Genomic DNA, 15,773 nt, shown 5'->3' with positions numbered 1-15,773 from the left:
TGTTATTCCTGAACCGTTCGGCGTTATCGCAACCATGCGAGCGGAACGAGCACAAGCTCGGGAAACGCGATCAACAGGGCCAGCACGACAACCTGAGCCAGAAGGAATGGCATGACGCCGCCAATCACCCGGCCAAGCGGCACGCGTGCCACCCCGCTCACCACATTCAGTACGACACCTACAGGTGGGGTCATCAACCCGATGCAGGTGGTCATGACAAAGACGACACCAAAATAGATCGGGTCGATTTCGGCCATGCGAACAATAGGCATGAGTACCGGCGAGAGGATCAAAATTGTCGGTGCCAGATCCAGCACAGTGCCCATCACAAAAACCAGCATTATGATGACGAGCATCAAAAGCTTGGGGTTATCGATCAAAGGTTCAACGAAACGCCCAACCTCCGCTGGAATATTTGCGCGTGTAATAAGCCAGGATGTCACGAGTGCCGATGCAACAAGAAACAATACCACCGAAGTGGTTTTTGCTGCGCGCAGAAACACTGCGTAAAGGTCGGCAAGCTTGAGTTCGCGATAGATGAACATGCCAACAAACAGCGCGTAGACCGCAGCGATCACCGCCGCTTCAGTGGGCGTGAATACACCAAAGCGGATGCCGCCGAGGATGATGACTGGCATCATGAGTGCCCAGCCAGCCTTGGCAGTAGCCTGAAGACGCTCCTTGCCCGAACGCTTCGGCAGCGGTTTGACGTTTTCCTTGCGGGCAACGAACATCCACATGCCGACGAGGGCAAAGGCCATCATCAGGCCCGGCACGATACCGCCCATGAACAGGCCGGTGATCGAAACATTGGCTGCAACGCCGAAAATAATGAATGCGATGGATGGCGGTATAACCGGTGCAATAACGCCACCAGCGGCCATAAGGCCCGCGGCACGAGGGACATGGTAGCCCGCCTCACGCATCATCGGGATAAGAATGGCCGCAAGAGCTGCGGAATCGGCAGCAGCAGAGCCTGAAAGGCTTGCCATGATCACTGCAGCGAAAATCGCTACGATGCCAAGTCCGCCCTGAATGTGGCCCACGCAGGCAATTGCAAAGTTGACGATGCGCTTGGAAAGCCCGCCCGCATTCATTAACTCGCCCGCAAGCAGGAAGAAGGGTATGGCCAGCAGCGTAAAGGTGTTGGCACCCGTAATCATTTGCTGTGCGATGATCTGGGTGTTGAAGATGTCCATATAGGTCATCAGGATGACACCGGTGAACATCAGGGCAAAGGCAACCGGAATACCCAATGCCAACGAGCCGAACAGAGAGGCAATGAAGACCAGAATGATCACTTCAGGTCCTCCTTGGAAACCGTCTCGGTCGAATTGGCAATGGCAGGCGTCTGATCATCGATTTCGCCAGCAAAATAGGCGATTTCCTGCTCGGTCATCTGACCGGTCACGATACGGAAGATGCGCACGATTGCGATCAGGCCGATACCGACGGATGTAAAATAGCCGATGCCATAAACCCAGATCAGCGAAATGCCGACAACCGCTGCGCGTGACGAAGCGTTGATCGGATGCTGTAGCCATGTGCCATGAAAAAAGATGATGGCGCAGATCAGTATCACAATGTTTGTAATGAGCATGCAGACCAGACGGCCGCGCTTGCCGAAGAGACGCACGACGGTTTCTACGCCGATATGTCCGTGCTCTCCAAAGGCCAGCACGGCGCCAACAAAGGTGAGCCAGACGAAGAAGTAGCGCGACATTTCTTCGGAGAAATTGAGGCCGCGATTAAAACCATAGCGCAACACCACATTGGTAAAGACCATTACCACCATGCCCGCCAAAAGCAGGACGAGGACAAACTCTACGGCTTTGACGATTGCCTGGGTCGCTCTAGCCACGGGGTATTGCCCCGCGTGTCGACGCGATTGTGCATGGAACGCACATCAACTTTTCTCCTCCACGAAAGGCACTTTCACCCTTATCACGCGCCGCTCCACCCTCCGAGGATCCGCGCGGCTTGGTAAAACAATTAAATGACAGCGTATATCATTGTCAACAGAACAATCCTGTCCTATTGTGAATCAGGGAGGATCAATTTGGAAGAAAAGCACAGAAAATACAAAGCTGTAACACTGGATGACGTTGCGCGTGCTGCTGATGTTAGCGCGATCACCGTTTCGCGGGCGTTGAGAACCCCTGAGATCGTTTCGACAAAGGTACTGGAGAGGGTTCAGGCGGCGGTCCATGACTTGGGCTATACGCCCAACCCGGCGGCGCGGGCGCTGGCCTCTGCGAAAACGACCACAATCGGGGTCATCATTCCCTCAGTCACCAATTCGGTATTCTCAGATGTGCTTCGCGGTATTTATGACGGGGTGGAAGGTACCGCGTTTCAGGTGCAGCTCGGCAATACGCGCTACATGGGCAGCAAGGAAGAAGAACTGCTAAAGCTGTTTGCAGCGCAGCGCCCTTCAGGGTTGATCGTCAGTGGCACGGATCAGTCCGAGCGCTCGCGCAAGTTGCTGGAGTCCTTTGGTTGCCCCATCGTCCAGATCATGGAGTTCGGCCCCGATCCGGTGGATATGATGGTGGGAACCGATCATAGGCTCAGTGCGCGAGCCGCGGTGCGGCATCTTGTGGAAAAGGGGTATCGGCGAATCGGCTTTCTGGGGGCTCGAATGGACCCGCGCGCGCAGAGGCGGCTGCAGGGCTACAGCGATGTGTTGCATTCTGAAGGGCTTTTCCAAGACCGGCTGATCTTGACGACGCCGCGCGCATCTTCGGTGACGGTGGGATCGGAGATGTTTGCCGATTTTCTGGGGTTAGCCCCTGACGTCGATGCGGTGTTTTGCAACAACGACGATATTGCCTTGGGTGTGCTTTTTGAATGTCAGCGCCGGCGGATCAAAGTGCCTGAACAGTTCGGTATCGTTGGGTTCAACGATCTTGATATGGTTGCGGCCAGCATGCCGTCAATAACGAGCGTCAGGACGCATCGGTATGAGATGGGCAAGATGGCGATCGAAATGGTGATTTCCGCCGCGCAAGGCAGCAGGCCGGAGCAGCCGGTTGTTGACATCGGCTATGAATTGAAGGTGCGGCAGAGCACCGACCGTGGATAGCCTCCTTCTTTAATAACCTTGGTGAGTTTGCGATACAGCCGTTGTGTTGGTTGCAGTGGGGAGAAAGTACGATGAAGATCCTGATAATCGGCGCGGCCGGCATGATTGGCAGGAAGCTGACCGAACGGCTGGCAAAAGACGCCAAGCTTGGCCACGAAGCGATCGAAAAGCTCATTCTTGCCGATGTGATTGCGCCGACGGCGGTTCGAGCGCCGGGGATCGAGATTGAAGCACACGAACTCGATATCGTTTCCGAGGATGCCGTATCGTCGCTCATTGCGGCCCGACCCGATTTGGTTTTTCACCTGGCAGCAATTGTTTCGGGTGAAGCGGAACTGGATTTTGACAAGGGTTATGCGATCAATCTGGATGGCACGCGCTATCTGTTCGACGCAATCCGCAGGGAAGGTCAGGAGCAGCCTTATTGCCCGCGTGTCGTATTTTCCTCTTCGATTGCGGTGTTCGGTGCGCCGTTCCCCGACAAGATCGGGGATGAATTTTTCTCAACGCCGAAAACCAGCTACGGGACGCAGAAGGCCATTGGGGAGCTTTTGCTCAGTGACTATTCGCGTCGCGGCTTTTTCGATGGCGTTGGCATTCGATTGCCGACGATCTGCATAAGGCCGGGCAAACCCAATAAGGCAGCATCGGGCTTTTTCTCCAATATCCTCCGGGAACCGCTGGTGGGGCAGGAGGCCGTATTGCCCGTTGAAGAAAATGTGCGGCATTGGCACGCAAGCCCTCGTTCTGCCGTTGGCTTTTTGCTCCATGCTGCGACGATGGATACCGCGCCCTTGGGGGTAAGGCGTAACCTCAACATGCCTGGCCTGTCGGCAACAGTCGGCGAGCAGATCGAGGCGCTGCGCCGGGTGGCTGGTAAGAAGGCTGCTGCACTGATCCGTAAGGCACGCGACCCCATGGTCGCCGACATGGTGGATGGATGGGCACGCGACTTTGATGCGCAAAGGGCCACTTCGCTCGGTTTCGTAGCCGATGCGTCATTTGATGACATTATAAAAGCTCATATCGAAGATGAGCTTGGCGGCACGCTGCCGTAATGGAAAGGCACGACAATCATGGCACTGAAAACAGCGCTCGTTACAGGCGCAGGCACAGGTATCGGCAAGGCAATCGCCCGGCAATTGGTGGCTGACGGTTTCAAGACGGCACTGGTAGGGCGCCGTAAAGAAGTGTTGGAGCAAACCGCTTCTGAGATCGATCCGGAAGGGGCCAGCACACTTGTTCTGGCTGCGGACATTAGCAAGCCGGACGCGGTAAAGGCAATTTTCAAAGCCTTTGTGGACCGCTGGGGGCGACTGGATCTGCTGGTCAATAATGCCGGTCTTAGCGCACCGGGTGTGCCGCTGGAAGACATTACAGCGGAGCAATGGCTTGCGATTGTGGATGTAAACTTGAACGGAGCGTTCTATTGCACGCAAGAAGCGTTCCGCATCATGAAGGCACAGGAGCCACAGGGCGGGCGCATCATCAATAATGGCTCGATCTCGGCGACGACACCGCGGCCACAATCTTCGCCTTATGCCGCTACCAAGCACGCCATTACAGGGCTAACAAAGGCCTCGGCGCTCGATGGCCGTCCGTTCAACATTGCGGTCGGGCAGATCGATATCGGAAATGCCAGCACGGACATGACGTCAAAGATGTCTCAAGGCGTTTTACAGGCCGACGGCTCCATGGCAACCGAACCCACCATGGATGTCGAACATGTCGCAAAGGCTGTTTCCTACATGGCAAGCCTGCCGCTGGAAGCCAATGTCCTGACCATGACGGTGATGGCGACAGGCATGCCCTATGTGGGGCGCGGTTAGGTCATTGCGCACCTCTTATATCAGCGATGCCCAGTAGGAGCATTTGGCTGGAGCCGTGCGGTCGACACGCGCGGCCAAAGCCTTGATCCGTTCGGCATCGGTCGTATTGTCTGGTTGCAACGCAATGCGGCGCCAGACGGCCTCGAAGGCCCGATTTGCGCTTAGCTGAGACCCAGCAACTTGGCGGCGTTTTCCTTCAGAATGAGCGGGCGTACCTCGGGCTTGATGTCGAGTTGCTCAAAATCGTTCAGCCAGCGTTCGGGCGTAATCATCGGCCAGTCGGAACCAAACAACATGCGATGCTTCAGAATCGAGTTGGCATAACGCACCAGAATGGGCGGGAAGTATTTGGGCGACCAACCTGATAGATCGATCCAGACGTTGGGTTTGTGTGTGGCGATTGCCAGGGCTTCTTCCTGCCATGGGAAGGAAGGATGTGCCATGATGATGGGCATATCGGGAAAATCTACAGCAACATCGTCGAGATAGATCGGGTTGGAGTATTTGAGTCGCATGCTGTTGCCGCCACGCATTCCTGCGCCAACGCCTGTCTGGCCGGTGTGGAAGAGGGCAGGTTTTCCGGTTTCGGCAATCGCCTCATAGAGCGGATAGGCCATGCGGTCGTTGGGATAAAAGCCCTGCAGGGTCGGATGGAACTTGAAACCTTGCACCCCATATTCCTCAACAAGGCGACGGGCTTCGCGAGCACCGGTCTTGCCTTTGGCGGGATCGATGGAGGCAAAGGGGATCAGGATGTCACTATGCTGAGCGGAGATTTCCGCGACCTCTTCATTCTTGTAGCGCCGGTAGCCAGTCTCGCGCTCGGAGTCGACGGGAAAGATCACCGCTGCAACATTCTGCTTGCGGAAATGGGCAGCGGTATCTTCGATCGTTGGCGGGTGCTTCCAGGGAGCGCCGAAATATTCCGCCATTCGGGTTTGCAGGTCGTCATAGCCATCGTCTGAATGGCAGCCACAAGGCTCTTCCGCATGAGTGTGAAAGTCGATGGCGCGGATCGATTGCAAGTCAATCATCATAGACGCTCCTGGTGAGACGTTAGTCAATCAAGGCAGGGGGCGCCATTTGGCGCCCCGAACGTATCAGCGATAAGATGGCCTACTGCCCGATTTCTGCGTTGAGAGCGGCTTGCGCTGCTGCGTATAGCGCTTCACCATCAAGGCCAATGGACTCCATGTCCTGGAGCCATTGGTCAATGGTAGGCTGAGCCGCTTCGCGCCAGCGGGCGGTTTCCTCCTCATCGAGTTCGACAATCGAATTGCCCAGTTCCCGGGCGATTTCGAGACCGGCAATGTCACCTTCATCCATAACGCGCCCAAACGCGCGCGCAACCTCGATACCAGAATTGGCGTCGATTACGGCGCGTAGATCATCAGGCAGGCTTTCGTAGGTTGCCCGGTTCATCACGAAGCCGAAGGTTTGGGTGTAAAGTCCATAATCGCCCGAAAAGCCTGTGTGGTTGGTAACAAGCTCGGATATGCGGAGTGACGGTGTCACTTCCCAAGGAATGGTGGTGCCTTCGATGACGCCACGCGAAAGGGCCTCGGTGGTTTCAGGTACAGGCATACCAATGGGTTCGGCGCCCAGTTGCGCAAGCATATTGGAAATGATGCGCGAGCCGCCACGGATGCGCATACCCTGGAGGTCCTCCAGAGACGTAATTGGATCGGCTGTATGGAACAGGCCGGGACCGTGGGTGTGCGCGGCGATCAGATGCACCCCGGAAAACTCGTCCATTGCATGTTCTGTCACATAATTATGGAAGGCGCGGGAGGTTTCCTCGCCATTGGTCAGCATGAAGGGCAGTTCGAAGACTTCCGATTTGGGGAAGCGGCCCGGCGTATAACCGAGGACGGTCCAAACGATATCAACAACGCCGTCCTGCGCCTGATCGAATAGGCTAGGGGGCGTACCGCCAAGCTGCATTGCCGGGTACAGTTCGAACACGATGCGGCCATCCGATTCCTCGGTTACGCGTTCGGCCCAGGGTGCGATTGCCTGGGCGGGAATCGGCGCTTGTGCGGGCAGGAACTGGTGAATGCGCATTGTCACTTCCTGAGCGATTGCACTGGTGCTCATCAGCAGTGCGGCAACAGAGCCGACGGCCAAGGCTTTGATCATATTCATGAGCTTCTCTCTCCCTTTAAATTGCATGTCAGTTCACATGCGGTGACTGACGGGTGGCTGACCGCCCGCCAAAATCCTTAAATTCGTCAGTACAACAGCCACACCAGTGACAGCGTGATGCCCGGAAAGGCCACAAGGATAATGGTGCGGACGATGTCGCTCGCGACAAAGGGCAACGCACCCTTGAAGGTCTGGGACAAGCGTGTGTCCTTGGCCATCGAATTGATGATGAAAAGATTCATGCCTACCGGGGGCGTGATTAATCCCACTTCGACCACGATCAGAACCAGAATGCCGAACCAGATGGCGAACTCATCCGGGGTCAGGCCAAAATCGAGGCCAGACATCATCGGGAAGATGATCGGCACCGTCAGCAGGATCATTGATAGCGAGTCCATGACGCAGCCCATGACCAGATAAAAAACAAGGACAACGGCAAGCACTATCCAGGGATTGAAGCCCTGATCTGCAACCCAGTTGGACATAAATTGAGGCAGTTGCGAAAGTGCAAGAAAGCTGTTGAGTGCAGCCGCACCGAGAACGATCAGGAAGATCATCGCTGTTGCAGATGCCGTTGCAAGAAAGGCTTCCGAAAGCTTTTGCCGGTTCAGCGCGCGTGAGGCCAAGGCAATCAGCGCTGTACCGGCAGCGCCAATTGCAGCAGCTTCGGTAGGAGTAAAAATGCCTGTGTAGATGCCGCCGATCACAGCGATAAAGACGAGAAGAACAGGCCAGATCTTGCCCAGTTCGGCGAACCGTTCGCGATAAGGTACGCGCTCGCGCGTACCTGCAGATTCAGGGTTGACCCTGACATAGATCGCAATGACGATCATGTAGCCAAGAGCTGCAAGAAAGCCTGGAATAAAAGCGGCCATGAACAGTTTAGCGATATTCTGCTCGGTCAGCACGGCGAAGATCACGAGGATCACGGATGGCGGAATGAGGATGCCAAGAGTTCCGCCTGCAGCAACCGCGCCGGTCGCCAGCGCGCCGGAATAGCCGTATTTGCGCATTTCAGGCAGCGCAACGTGTCCCATGGTTGCAGCCGTGGCCAGCGATGAGCCGCAGATTGCGCCAAAACCGCCGCAGGCGCCAACGGCAGCCATTGCTACGCCACCTTTGCGGTGTCCCATCCATGCAGCGGCGGCCTTGAATAGCGCGGCGGACATGCCGCCAATGGTTGCAAACTGCCCCATGAGCAGGAACAGGGGCACAACCGAGAGCGAGTAGCTGGCAAAAGTGCCATAGGTCAGGCTTTTGAACTGCGCCATCACCGGATTGAAGTTGCCAACGATAAGATAGGAGCCGCCGATCCCGACGCCCAACATTGCAAGGCCAATCGGAACACGCAGGAAAATCAGAGCCAGAATGACCGGGAAAGCCAGCAGGCCAAGCTGAATGTTGCTCAATGTCCTGCTCCCTGGCCCAGACGTGGCGGATTGCCTTTGATGATGTCTTCCACGGTGCGGGCAAAAACAAACAGGGCAACAATGACGAAAATGGACGCGCCAACCATGCAGGCTGCATAGGACCAACCCAGCGGCATACGCAGCAGAAGCGTGGTCTCCCGATATGCAAATTTATCGAGCATACCGAAATAAAGGCGCCATGCGATGAAGGACGAAGCGGCAAGCATGGCCAGATCGGCGAGAAACAGTAGTATGGAATTGGCTTTGGGGCTGAAGTTATCCGTGAAAATGGTCACTACCGCGTGCCCCCGATTGAGATGTGTCCAGGGCAGGAACGCAAAAACGGCAAAGCCAATGCCGGCAGAAACAAGCTCGTAGTCACCGGTTATGGGGCGCAGGCCCGCCCAGAGCAGGGCTCGTCCGGTAACGCTGACAACAACAAGCACCACAATCGCCACGAGAGTCAGTCCGCCCGCAATGGCCATAGCCTTTGCCAGGGTACTCACCACACGCGTCAGTAAGGATCGTTCTTCGAACACGTATTCCTCCCTAGTCCGCTCTACGCCTCCTCAAGCGCATAGCACGGGCTATCAAGCATTTCACCAGCACCCGTTTTTCAAGGGGATGGCGTTTCTGCCTATCGTCATCAGCATTGCCCCGCGGCCTATGTCTGCCAATGGACGGTCTATGCATTTAATAGGACTATCCGAACATAGGCCTGAGCTGCAGCGCATGTCTCTTGCCCCGAAATGCTATACTATATAACAATAATATCGGAAGGTACACAATAGGCAATCGACGCTGGAAAGCGCTGGAAACGGCTACCATTGCCAAAACCGTCAACGATAGGCTTGCAAAGTAAAACTCACATTGTTATGAAATATAACAAAATAGGGAGGTTGTCTGAATGGTACAAGCGAGTTTACCTATTCGCCCGGTGCGGCTTGGCCAAATGCGTGCCGAAATGCGTCGGGGGTCCGATGGGGTGCTCTATATCCGTTCAATCGAGCCTCTGGCGGAGGCTGCGCATTCGATTCCTGACGAGATTGCCCGTTGGGCCGAGCGCACGCCCAATGCGATAATGATCGCGGACCGCGGCCCTGACGGGAATTGGCGAAAGCTGACATATGGTCAAGTGATGGCAAAACTGGCGCCGCTGGCGCAGGCCCTGCTTGATGCAGAGGTATCCGCTGAACGGCCTTTGCTGATTCTTTCAGGCAACGAAATCGAACATCAGTTGCTGGGCCTAGCTGCAATATGGGCCGGGGTTCCGTATGCTCCGGTCTCTGCTGCTTATTCGCTGGTTTCCACCGATTACGGCAAGCTGAGGCATATCGTGGATTTGCTTGAGCCCGGTATGGTTTATGCGAGCGATGGCGCCCGGTTTGCACCTGCCATAGATGCTGTTATCGATCCGGCTGTGCCTGTGATTATACGCCATTCCAAGCCGGCAAGCCGGGCGTGCAGACTGTTTTCCGAGCTTGAGAGCACCCCGGTTACTGGAGCTGTCGCGTCTGCGCATGAGGCGGTGACGCCCGATACAATAGCCAAGTTCCTTTTCACTTCCGGCTCGACCGGAATGCCCAAAGCCGTAATCACGACCAACAGGATGATGACGAGCAATCAGGAAATGATCCGTTCGGCACTGGCTTTTCTTCAGGACGAGCCGCCGGTTCTGCTCGATTGGATGCCATGGAATCACGTGGCAGGCGGCAGCCACAACACAGGCATCGCCTTCTACAATGGCGGAAGTTTCTATATTGATGAGGGCCAGCCCACGCCTGCCAAAATCGGCGCCACGATCCGCAATCTCATCGACATTCAGCCGACATTTTACTCCAATGTACCCAAGGGTTACGAGTTTCTTGTCGAACACTTCAAGACCAACCCCGAATTGCGCAAGAGCTTCTTCTCCAAGCTCAAGCTGATGCAATATGCGGGGGCAAGCCTCTCGCAATATGTCTGGGACGGGCTGGCGGAAGCGGCCAGCATAGAATCCGGCGAACGGATTATGATGATTACGGGCTATGGCTCAACGGAAACGGCCCCCTTTGCCTTTACGACGACTTGGCCGGTCGAGCGTGCCGGGATGGTGGGCCTGCCAGCGGCAGGCATGGATGTCAAGCTCGTACCCAATGGCGACAAGATGGAGTTGCGGCTCCGCGGCCCCAATGTGACACCGGGGTACTGGAAGAACCCAGAGAAAACCAGCGAAGCCTTCGACGAGGAAGGCTACTACAAGATCGGCGACGCGTTGAAATTCGCTGACCCGGACGATCTTTCGCAGGGTTTTGTATTCGATGGTCGTGTGAGCGAGGACTTCAAACTCACTACCGGTACATGGGTGAATTTTGCGGGCGTGCGTGGCGGCATTATTTCGGCCTGCGCTCCATTGATACGAGATGTGGTTCTGACCGGGCTGGACCGAAATTTCATCGGTGCAATGATCTTTCCTGATTTCGACGCTTGCCGAAGGCTGGCAAATTTGGGACCGGATGAAACCAACGCAGAAATCGTTGCGCATCCCGCTGTTATGGGTGCATTCCAGGGCAAACTCGACGCTTTGGCGCAGTCAGCCACAGGCAGCGCAAGCCATGTGGCACGGGCGGTTCTCCTGACTGATCCCCCTGAGATCGACAAAAGCGAAGTCACTGACAAGGGCTCAATCAATCAGCGGGCGGTTCTGGCGGCGCGCGCCGATTTGGTGGAAAGACTGTATGCTGAGCCGGTTGCGGATGGCGTTTTGAGTTTTTCGCGGAGGTCGAAATGAAGATTGAAGGACATGCGGCGATCGTAACTGGAGGTGGTTCCGGGCTGGGCGCGGCAACAGCCAAGGCGCTCGCTGCAGCGGGCGCAAAGGTTGCCGTGCTCGAGCTTAATGCTGAAGCAGGTGCAGCGATTGCTAATGAAATTGGTGGCTTTTTTGCTTCCTGTGATGTTGCGGACGCGCAATCGGCGGAAAAGGCGGTTCTAGAAAGCGTCGAAGCGATCGGCTTGCCGCGGGTTCTGGTCAATTGCGCGGGTATTGGCGGTGCCAGTCGCATTGTTGGCCGGGACGGCCCAATGGCGCTTGATGGATTTGAGAAGGTAGTCCGCGTCAATCTCATTGGCACGTTCAACATGATGAGGCTTGTCGCCGACGTAATGTCGAGAGCGGAGCCGGACGAGCATGGTTCGCGCGGCGTGATCGTCTCAACAGCGTCCGTAGCGGCATTTGAAGGGCAAATAGGCCAGGCGGCTTATGCTGCCTCAAAGGGTGGGATAGTGTCGCTGACGTTGCCGGCTGCACGAGAATTCGCACGATTTGGGATTCGCGTGCTCACAATCGCGCCCGGACTGTTCCGCACGCCGCTGCTTGAGGAATTGCCCGAAGAAGTAAGGCAGGGTCTAGCTGCCTCAATTCCGTCTCCGTCTCGGCTCGGCGAGCCTGCCGAGTTTGCCGAATTGGTATTGGCGATGGTCGCCAACAACTATCTCAATGGCGAGGTCGTGAGACTTGATGGCGCTCTGCGCATGCAGCCAAAGTGATTCAATAAACGCGTTCAACCAACTCAAAGGAAAGGATGTTCAAGAAATCCATCAGGCGCAGAGCTTGTCGAGGAGCCTGAGCAGGTCGTCACGCGCGTGTTCGCCGCCAAGTTTTTCGATGCACTCAGTTTCAAAGGCGGATTGGACCTTTCTTGCCCTTTTGAGGAAGGCTTCGCCAGCCGGAGTGAGATGCAGGGCGTGCGAGCGACGGTCGTTGGCGGGTTTGCGGCGTTCGGTAAGTCCGCGCGCATCGAGACCATTGATCAACGCTACGAAATTGGCGCGCTTTATGCCAAGGACGTCGGCGATTTCGGTCTGCTTACGGCCAGGGTTTCGGGCTATCAGCACCAGAACGGAATATTCTGCCGGTCTAAGATCAAGGTCCTCAAAAAAGGCGATGAAGCGCTGGAAGACCATAAGTTGAGCGCGGCGTAACTTGTAGCCGATGATGTCGCTGGTTTCTGTCGTGTCGACTTGATCGAATTCAAGTCCTGGCTCTGCAATTTCGGTCATAAGGTCCGGTGTGTCTGGATTGCTATTGGGTATAACATAATATGATTAAAGCAGAGGAAGCAAAAACAATGGCACGAGCGTCGGAAATATTGAAGGTTTCCAAGCGCGGTCCGATCATGCAACTTACAATGAACCGGCCTGCAAAGCGAAATGCCCTCAATGATGAAGTGATCGAGGCGCTTGATGCTGTTTTCTCGGCAATTCCTGACGATGTGAGGGTTATTGTTCTTGGCGGGGAGGGCGGCCATTTTTCTTCCGGACTGGATCTGAGCGAAGCGGTCCATCGCGAGCCGCATGCGGTTATGACGCATTCGCGTAACTGGCACCGGGTTATGGATTTGATAGAGTTTTCCGGTGTGCCGGTCGTTGCGGCGCTGACCGGGGCAGTGATGGGCGGCGGTCTGGAAGTGGCTTCAGCCTGCCATGTCCGCGTAGCCGAAGAAAGTGTAAAATTCCGGATGCCCGAGGGCCTGCGCGGTATCTTCGTAGGTGGCGGTGGGTCCGTACGCATTGGCAAACTAATCGGCGCCAGCCGTATGACAGAAATGATGCTGACGGGGCGCACATATTCAGGACGCGAAGGTGTAGATGTGGGGTTGGCCCATTACGTGACGCCGGAGGGTATGGGACTGGATAAGGCATTGGCGCTGGCGGAAACCATTGCCGAAAACTCGCCAGCGATTAATCGAATGATCGTTCAGTCGCTTTCGCGCATCGCGGATATGCCAAAGGAGGCCGGGCTTTATACCGAGAGTCTGGCGGCAGCGATGAGTCAGACCGGCCCGGATGCCGAGGAGGGGCTGAAGGCGTTTCTTGAGAAGCGCAAACCGAATTTCGGATGATGAATGGCGCAAAAGCGGGCATGCTGCCCGCTTTTTTTTATATGCGATAGCCGGTGTCGATGACTGCCTTGCCGCTGGCAAGGCGGGAAACGCATGCGCACATGCGCTTGTTTTCGTGCTTTTCCTCCTCAGAGAAGAAGACATCGCGATGATCGATCTGGCCATCGGTTTCAATGATGCCAACCGCACACAGTCCGCATTTGCCGCGCTGACAGTCAAAAATCATATCGACGCCTGCCTCGGTCAGCGTTCGGGCTATACCGAAAATCGGAGTTACACCAATACCACTAGCCATGAGCAGGTTTCGGCACGACTTCCTTCCCGGTCCTGAATGGTATCGAACATCGCGCGATGTTGTATTTGGGCCGCGCCTAGCGACAGGCGAAAGGCCGGTGCCTCCACCTGCGTGTCAAGAAAGACATTTGGCGATACAAAGGGGAGGCTGGCGGCGCGTTCGATCTCCCGGCGAATGGTTTCGCTTCTTGAAAGTTTTGTCAGACGGTCAGGAAATCAAGGGTTAAGCTCGACCTGGGCATAGAACGGTACGTCGCGCCAGCTAGAGCTCATGGCTTTATCAAAAGTGGGAGGAGGCGTTGCCAGCAGGCAGAATCGATTCCGCCATTCGCCTCAAAGTGAAGTCAAAGCGGCCGGAAATAGGGTTTTTCCTTGATTAGCATCCCAGTTGGGCTTAGTGGATGCTGAAATGTTAGTAGTCCGCATTTGAATTTTCTGTGCATATTTGATCGGGAGATTGGCCTCATGACGAACCCGGGTTGGTTGCAGATGCATCCGCGCGATACGATTGCCGTGTTGACCCGGCGGGCCGGTAAGGGTGAACGACCGTTGGGGCGTGGTGTTGCGCTGGAGCGCGCTATCGAAGCTGGTCATAAGATTGCGCTGGGCGACATCATGCCGGGTGAGGCAATCATCAAATTCGGACAGATTATCGGTTATGCCAGTGTGCCGGTTGTTGCCGGGGAACATGTTCATACCCATAACTGCTCCATGGGCTCCCATGATCGCGACTATGTTATCGGCGCTGACTTTGAATCTGCCCTAGCGTCAACGCCTAAAGCCGAACCAATGACCTTTGCTGGCTATCACAGGGACGATGGTACCGTCGGCACGCGCAATTATATCGCGCTGGTCGCGACGGTGAACTGTTCAGCGACGGTCATCCGCCGCGCGGCGGCCGATATCAACACAAGCGGTATCCTTGATCAGTTTCCCAATGTGGACGGCGTTGTAGCCTTGAGTCACGGCACAGGGTGCGGCATGGCCTCGGAGGGGCCGGGGCACGACAATTTGCAAAGAGTGCTCTGGGGGCACGCGACGCATCCTAATGTCGGTGCTGCGCTTTTTGTCGGCCTTGGTTGCGAAGTCATGCAGATCGCACGCATGCGTGCGGCGTATGGCGAGGGGGGGGAGCGCTTTCATGGCCTAACCATTCAGGAAACGGGTGGCACAACGCGGACCGTGGAAGCGATAGTGGCTGCCATTCACGATCTGCTTCCCAAGGTCAATGCAGTTTCGCGTGAACCGGCGCCAGTCTCGAAACTGGCGGTGGCGCTGCAATGCGGGGGATCAGATGGTTTTTCCGGCATTACCGCAAATCCGGCACTGGGTGTAGCCAGTGATATGCTTGTGGGCATGGGCGGCAGTGTCGTTTTAGCGGAGACGCCTGAAATCTATGGCGCTGAGCAATTGCTGTTGCGACGGGCCGCAGGGCAGGACGTTGCCGACAAGTTGCTCGAACGTATTGCGTGGTGGGAGCACTACACTGCCATCAATGGTGGTGCGATGGATAACAATCCAAGTCCTGGAAACAAGGCGGGCGGCTTGACGACAATTCTGGAAAAGTCGCTAGGCGCCGTCGCCAAGGCGGGATCAGCGCCGCTTGGAGACGTGCTGGACTATGGTGCCAAGCTGCGCCGACCCGGGCTGACATTCATGGATAGTCCAGGCTTTGATCCGGTGTCGGTTACTGGACAGATCGCGAGCGGAGCGCAGGTCGTTGTGTTTACAACCGGGCGGGGATCGGCGTTTGGCTCCAAGCCAGCACCCACAATCAAGGTCGCAAGCAACAGTCGGCTGGCCAATGCAATGCCCGACGATATGGATATCGATTGCGGCGGCATTCTCGACGGCGTTTCAATGGAAGAAAAAGGCCGCGAGATATTGGCGCTGATTGTCGCAACGGCAAGCGGGCAAAAGTCGAAAAGTGAGAAATTGGGGCTAGGCGATAACGAATTTCTTCCTTGGCAGATCGGTGCGGTTATGTAGGGCGGTGCGCGCGTACACTTGCCATCAGCTGCAGGACACCGCACTTAGGTGCAGAATATATTTGCACATGTTTTCCCCAGATTTTCCACAGGCTTATTCAATTTAACACTGCGCGCTTGTCTGTGTCTGGTTGCCGTGC

The 15,773-nt window shown here is 55.9% G+C and carries 15 protein-coding genes; 7 read left to right on the top strand and 8 right to left on the bottom strand.

The window, feature by feature from the left end:
* Positions 1-23: 23 nt before the first annotated feature.
* Positions 24-1,301, bottom strand: a complete 1,278-nt coding sequence (locus tag EO133_RS05880) for a TRAP transporter large permease (protein WP_127071733.1) — start codon at positions 1,299-1,301, stop codon at positions 24-26.
* Positions 1,298-1,861: a TRAP transporter small permease gene (locus EO133_RS05875; RefSeq protein WP_244640875.1), complete on the bottom strand. Its 564-nt coding sequence runs from the start codon at positions 1,859-1,861 to the stop codon at positions 1,298-1,300. The genes EO133_RS05880 and EO133_RS05875 overlap by 4 nt, the downstream gene beginning before the upstream one ends.
* A gap of 198 nt (positions 1,862-2,059) precedes the next feature.
* On the opposite strand from EO133_RS05875, the gene gntR reads away from it, so the two are divergent.
* The 3 genes from gntR (at position 2,060) to EO133_RS05860 (ending at position 4,914) form a co-directional block, all read left to right on the top strand.
* Entirely contained in the window at positions 2,060-3,085 is a 1,026-nt protein-coding gene (gntR, locus tag EO133_RS05870; RefSeq protein ID WP_244640876.1) for an HTH-type transcriptional regulator GntR, read from the top strand.
* 71 nt (positions 3,086-3,156) lie between these two features.
* Positions 3,157-4,143, top strand: coding sequence for a D-erythronate dehydrogenase (denD, locus tag EO133_RS05865; protein WP_127071731.1), 987 nt, complete (start codon positions 3,157-3,159; stop codon positions 4,141-4,143).
* An 18-nt stretch (positions 4,144-4,161) separates the two neighbouring features.
* Positions 4,162-4,914 (top strand): SDR family oxidoreductase, encoded by a 753-nt coding sequence (locus EO133_RS05860; protein ID WP_127071730.1) that lies wholly within the window; start codon positions 4,162-4,164, stop codon positions 4,912-4,914.
* 161 nt (positions 4,915-5,075) lie between these two features.
* On the opposite strand, the gene EO133_RS05855 is transcribed toward EO133_RS05860, so the two are convergent.
* The 4 genes from EO133_RS05855 to EO133_RS05840 form a co-directional block, all read right to left on the bottom strand.
* Positions 5,076-5,948 (bottom strand): amidohydrolase family protein, encoded by an 873-nt coding sequence (locus tag EO133_RS05855; protein ID WP_127071770.1) that lies wholly within the window; start codon positions 5,946-5,948, stop codon positions 5,076-5,078.
* Positions 5,949-6,030: 82 nt separating this feature from the next.
* Complete coding sequence (locus EO133_RS05850; RefSeq protein ID WP_127071729.1) at positions 6,031-7,059, bottom strand: TRAP transporter substrate-binding protein; 1,029 nt, start codon at positions 7,057-7,059, stop codon at positions 6,031-6,033.
* An 86-nt stretch (positions 7,060-7,145) separates the two neighbouring features.
* Positions 7,146-8,468, bottom strand: a complete 1,323-nt coding sequence (locus EO133_RS05845; RefSeq protein ID WP_127071728.1) for a TRAP transporter large permease — start codon at positions 8,466-8,468, stop codon at positions 7,146-7,148.
* A complete protein-coding gene (locus tag EO133_RS05840; protein WP_127071727.1) occupies positions 8,465-9,007 on the bottom strand; it encodes a TRAP transporter small permease in 543 nt (180 codons plus the stop codon). The genes EO133_RS05845 and EO133_RS05840 overlap by 4 nt, the downstream gene beginning before the upstream one ends.
* A gap of 368 nt (positions 9,008-9,375) precedes the next feature.
* On the opposite strand from EO133_RS05840, the gene EO133_RS05835 reads away from it, so the two are divergent.
* Both EO133_RS05835 and EO133_RS05830 read left to right on the top strand, forming a co-directional pair.
* Positions 9,376-11,238, top strand: coding sequence for a feruloyl-CoA synthase (locus tag EO133_RS05835; RefSeq protein WP_127071726.1), 1,863 nt, complete (start codon positions 9,376-9,378; stop codon positions 11,236-11,238).
* Positions 11,235-11,996, top strand: a complete 762-nt coding sequence (locus EO133_RS05830; protein WP_127071725.1) for an SDR family NAD(P)-dependent oxidoreductase — start codon at positions 11,235-11,237, stop codon at positions 11,994-11,996. Before EO133_RS05835 ends, EO133_RS05830 begins: the two co-directional genes overlap by 4 nt.
* A gap of 51 nt (positions 11,997-12,047) precedes the next feature.
* Here EO133_RS05830 and EO133_RS05825 read toward each other — a convergent pair whose 3' ends face one another.
* Positions 12,048-12,509: a MarR family winged helix-turn-helix transcriptional regulator gene (locus tag EO133_RS05825; RefSeq protein ID WP_127071724.1), complete on the bottom strand. Its 462-nt coding sequence runs from the start codon at positions 12,507-12,509 to the stop codon at positions 12,048-12,050.
* A gap of 68 nt (positions 12,510-12,577) precedes the next feature.
* On the opposite strand from EO133_RS05825, the gene EO133_RS05820 reads away from it, so the two are divergent.
* A complete protein-coding gene (locus tag EO133_RS05820) occupies positions 12,578-13,351 on the top strand; it encodes a crotonase/enoyl-CoA hydratase family protein (RefSeq protein ID WP_127071723.1) in 774 nt (257 codons plus the stop codon).
* 37 nt (positions 13,352-13,388) lie between these two features.
* On the opposite strand, the gene EO133_RS05815 is transcribed toward EO133_RS05820, so the two are convergent.
* Positions 13,389-13,646, bottom strand: a complete 258-nt coding sequence (locus EO133_RS05815; RefSeq protein WP_127071722.1) for a 2Fe-2S iron-sulfur cluster-binding protein — start codon at positions 13,644-13,646, stop codon at positions 13,389-13,391.
* Positions 13,647-14,110: 464 nt separating this feature from the next.
* Here EO133_RS05815 and EO133_RS05810 point away from each other — a divergent pair, with 464 nt between their 5' ends.
* Positions 14,111-15,634 carry a UxaA family hydrolase gene (locus EO133_RS05810; RefSeq protein WP_206513465.1) on the top strand — a complete coding sequence of 508 codons (1,524 nt, stop codon included), beginning with the start codon at positions 14,111-14,113 and terminating at the stop codon, positions 15,632-15,634.
* The last annotated feature ends 139 nt before the right edge of the window (positions 15,635-15,773 follow it).

It is taken from the genome of Pelagibacterium lentulum (assembly GCF_003992625.1).
Taxonomy (GTDB): Bacteria; Pseudomonadota; Alphaproteobacteria; order Rhizobiales; family Devosiaceae; genus Pelagibacterium; species Pelagibacterium lentulum.
Note: the sequence above shows the minus strand (reverse complement) of the source record. Positions and strands in the feature narration are given on the sequence as shown.

Coding starts and splice junctions, on each gene's coding strand:
- denD (WP_127071731.1), top strand. CDS start 3,157: ATGAAGATCCTGATAATCGGCGCGGCCGGCATGATTGGCAGGAAGCTG.
- EO133_RS05860 (WP_127071730.1), top strand. CDS start 4,162: ATGGCACTGAAAACAGCGCTCGTTACAGGCGCAGGCACAGGTATCGGC.
- EO133_RS05855 (WP_127071770.1), bottom strand. CDS start 5,948: ATGATTGACTTGCAATCGATCCGCGCCATCGACTTTCACACTCATGCG.
- EO133_RS05850 (WP_127071729.1), bottom strand. CDS start 7,059: ATGAATATGATCAAAGCCTTGGCCGTCGGCTCTGTTGCCGCACTGCTG.
- EO133_RS05835 (WP_127071726.1), top strand. CDS start 9,376: ATGGTACAAGCGAGTTTACCTATTCGCCCGGTGCGGCTTGGCCAAATG.
- EO133_RS05830 (WP_127071725.1), top strand. CDS start 11,235: ATGAAGATTGAAGGACATGCGGCGATCGTAACTGGAGGTGGTTCCGGG.
- EO133_RS05825 (WP_127071724.1), bottom strand. CDS start 12,509: ATGACCGAAATTGCAGAGCCAGGACTTGAATTCGATCAAGTCGACACG.
- EO133_RS05820 (WP_127071723.1), top strand. CDS start 12,578: ATGGCACGAGCGTCGGAAATATTGAAGGTTTCCAAGCGCGGTCCGATC.
- EO133_RS05815 (WP_127071722.1), bottom strand. CDS start 13,646: ATGGCTAGTGGTATTGGTGTAACTCCGATTTTCGGTATAGCCCGAACG.
- EO133_RS05810 (WP_206513465.1), top strand. CDS start 14,111: ATGACGAACCCGGGTTGGTTGCAGATGCATCCGCGCGATACGATTGCC.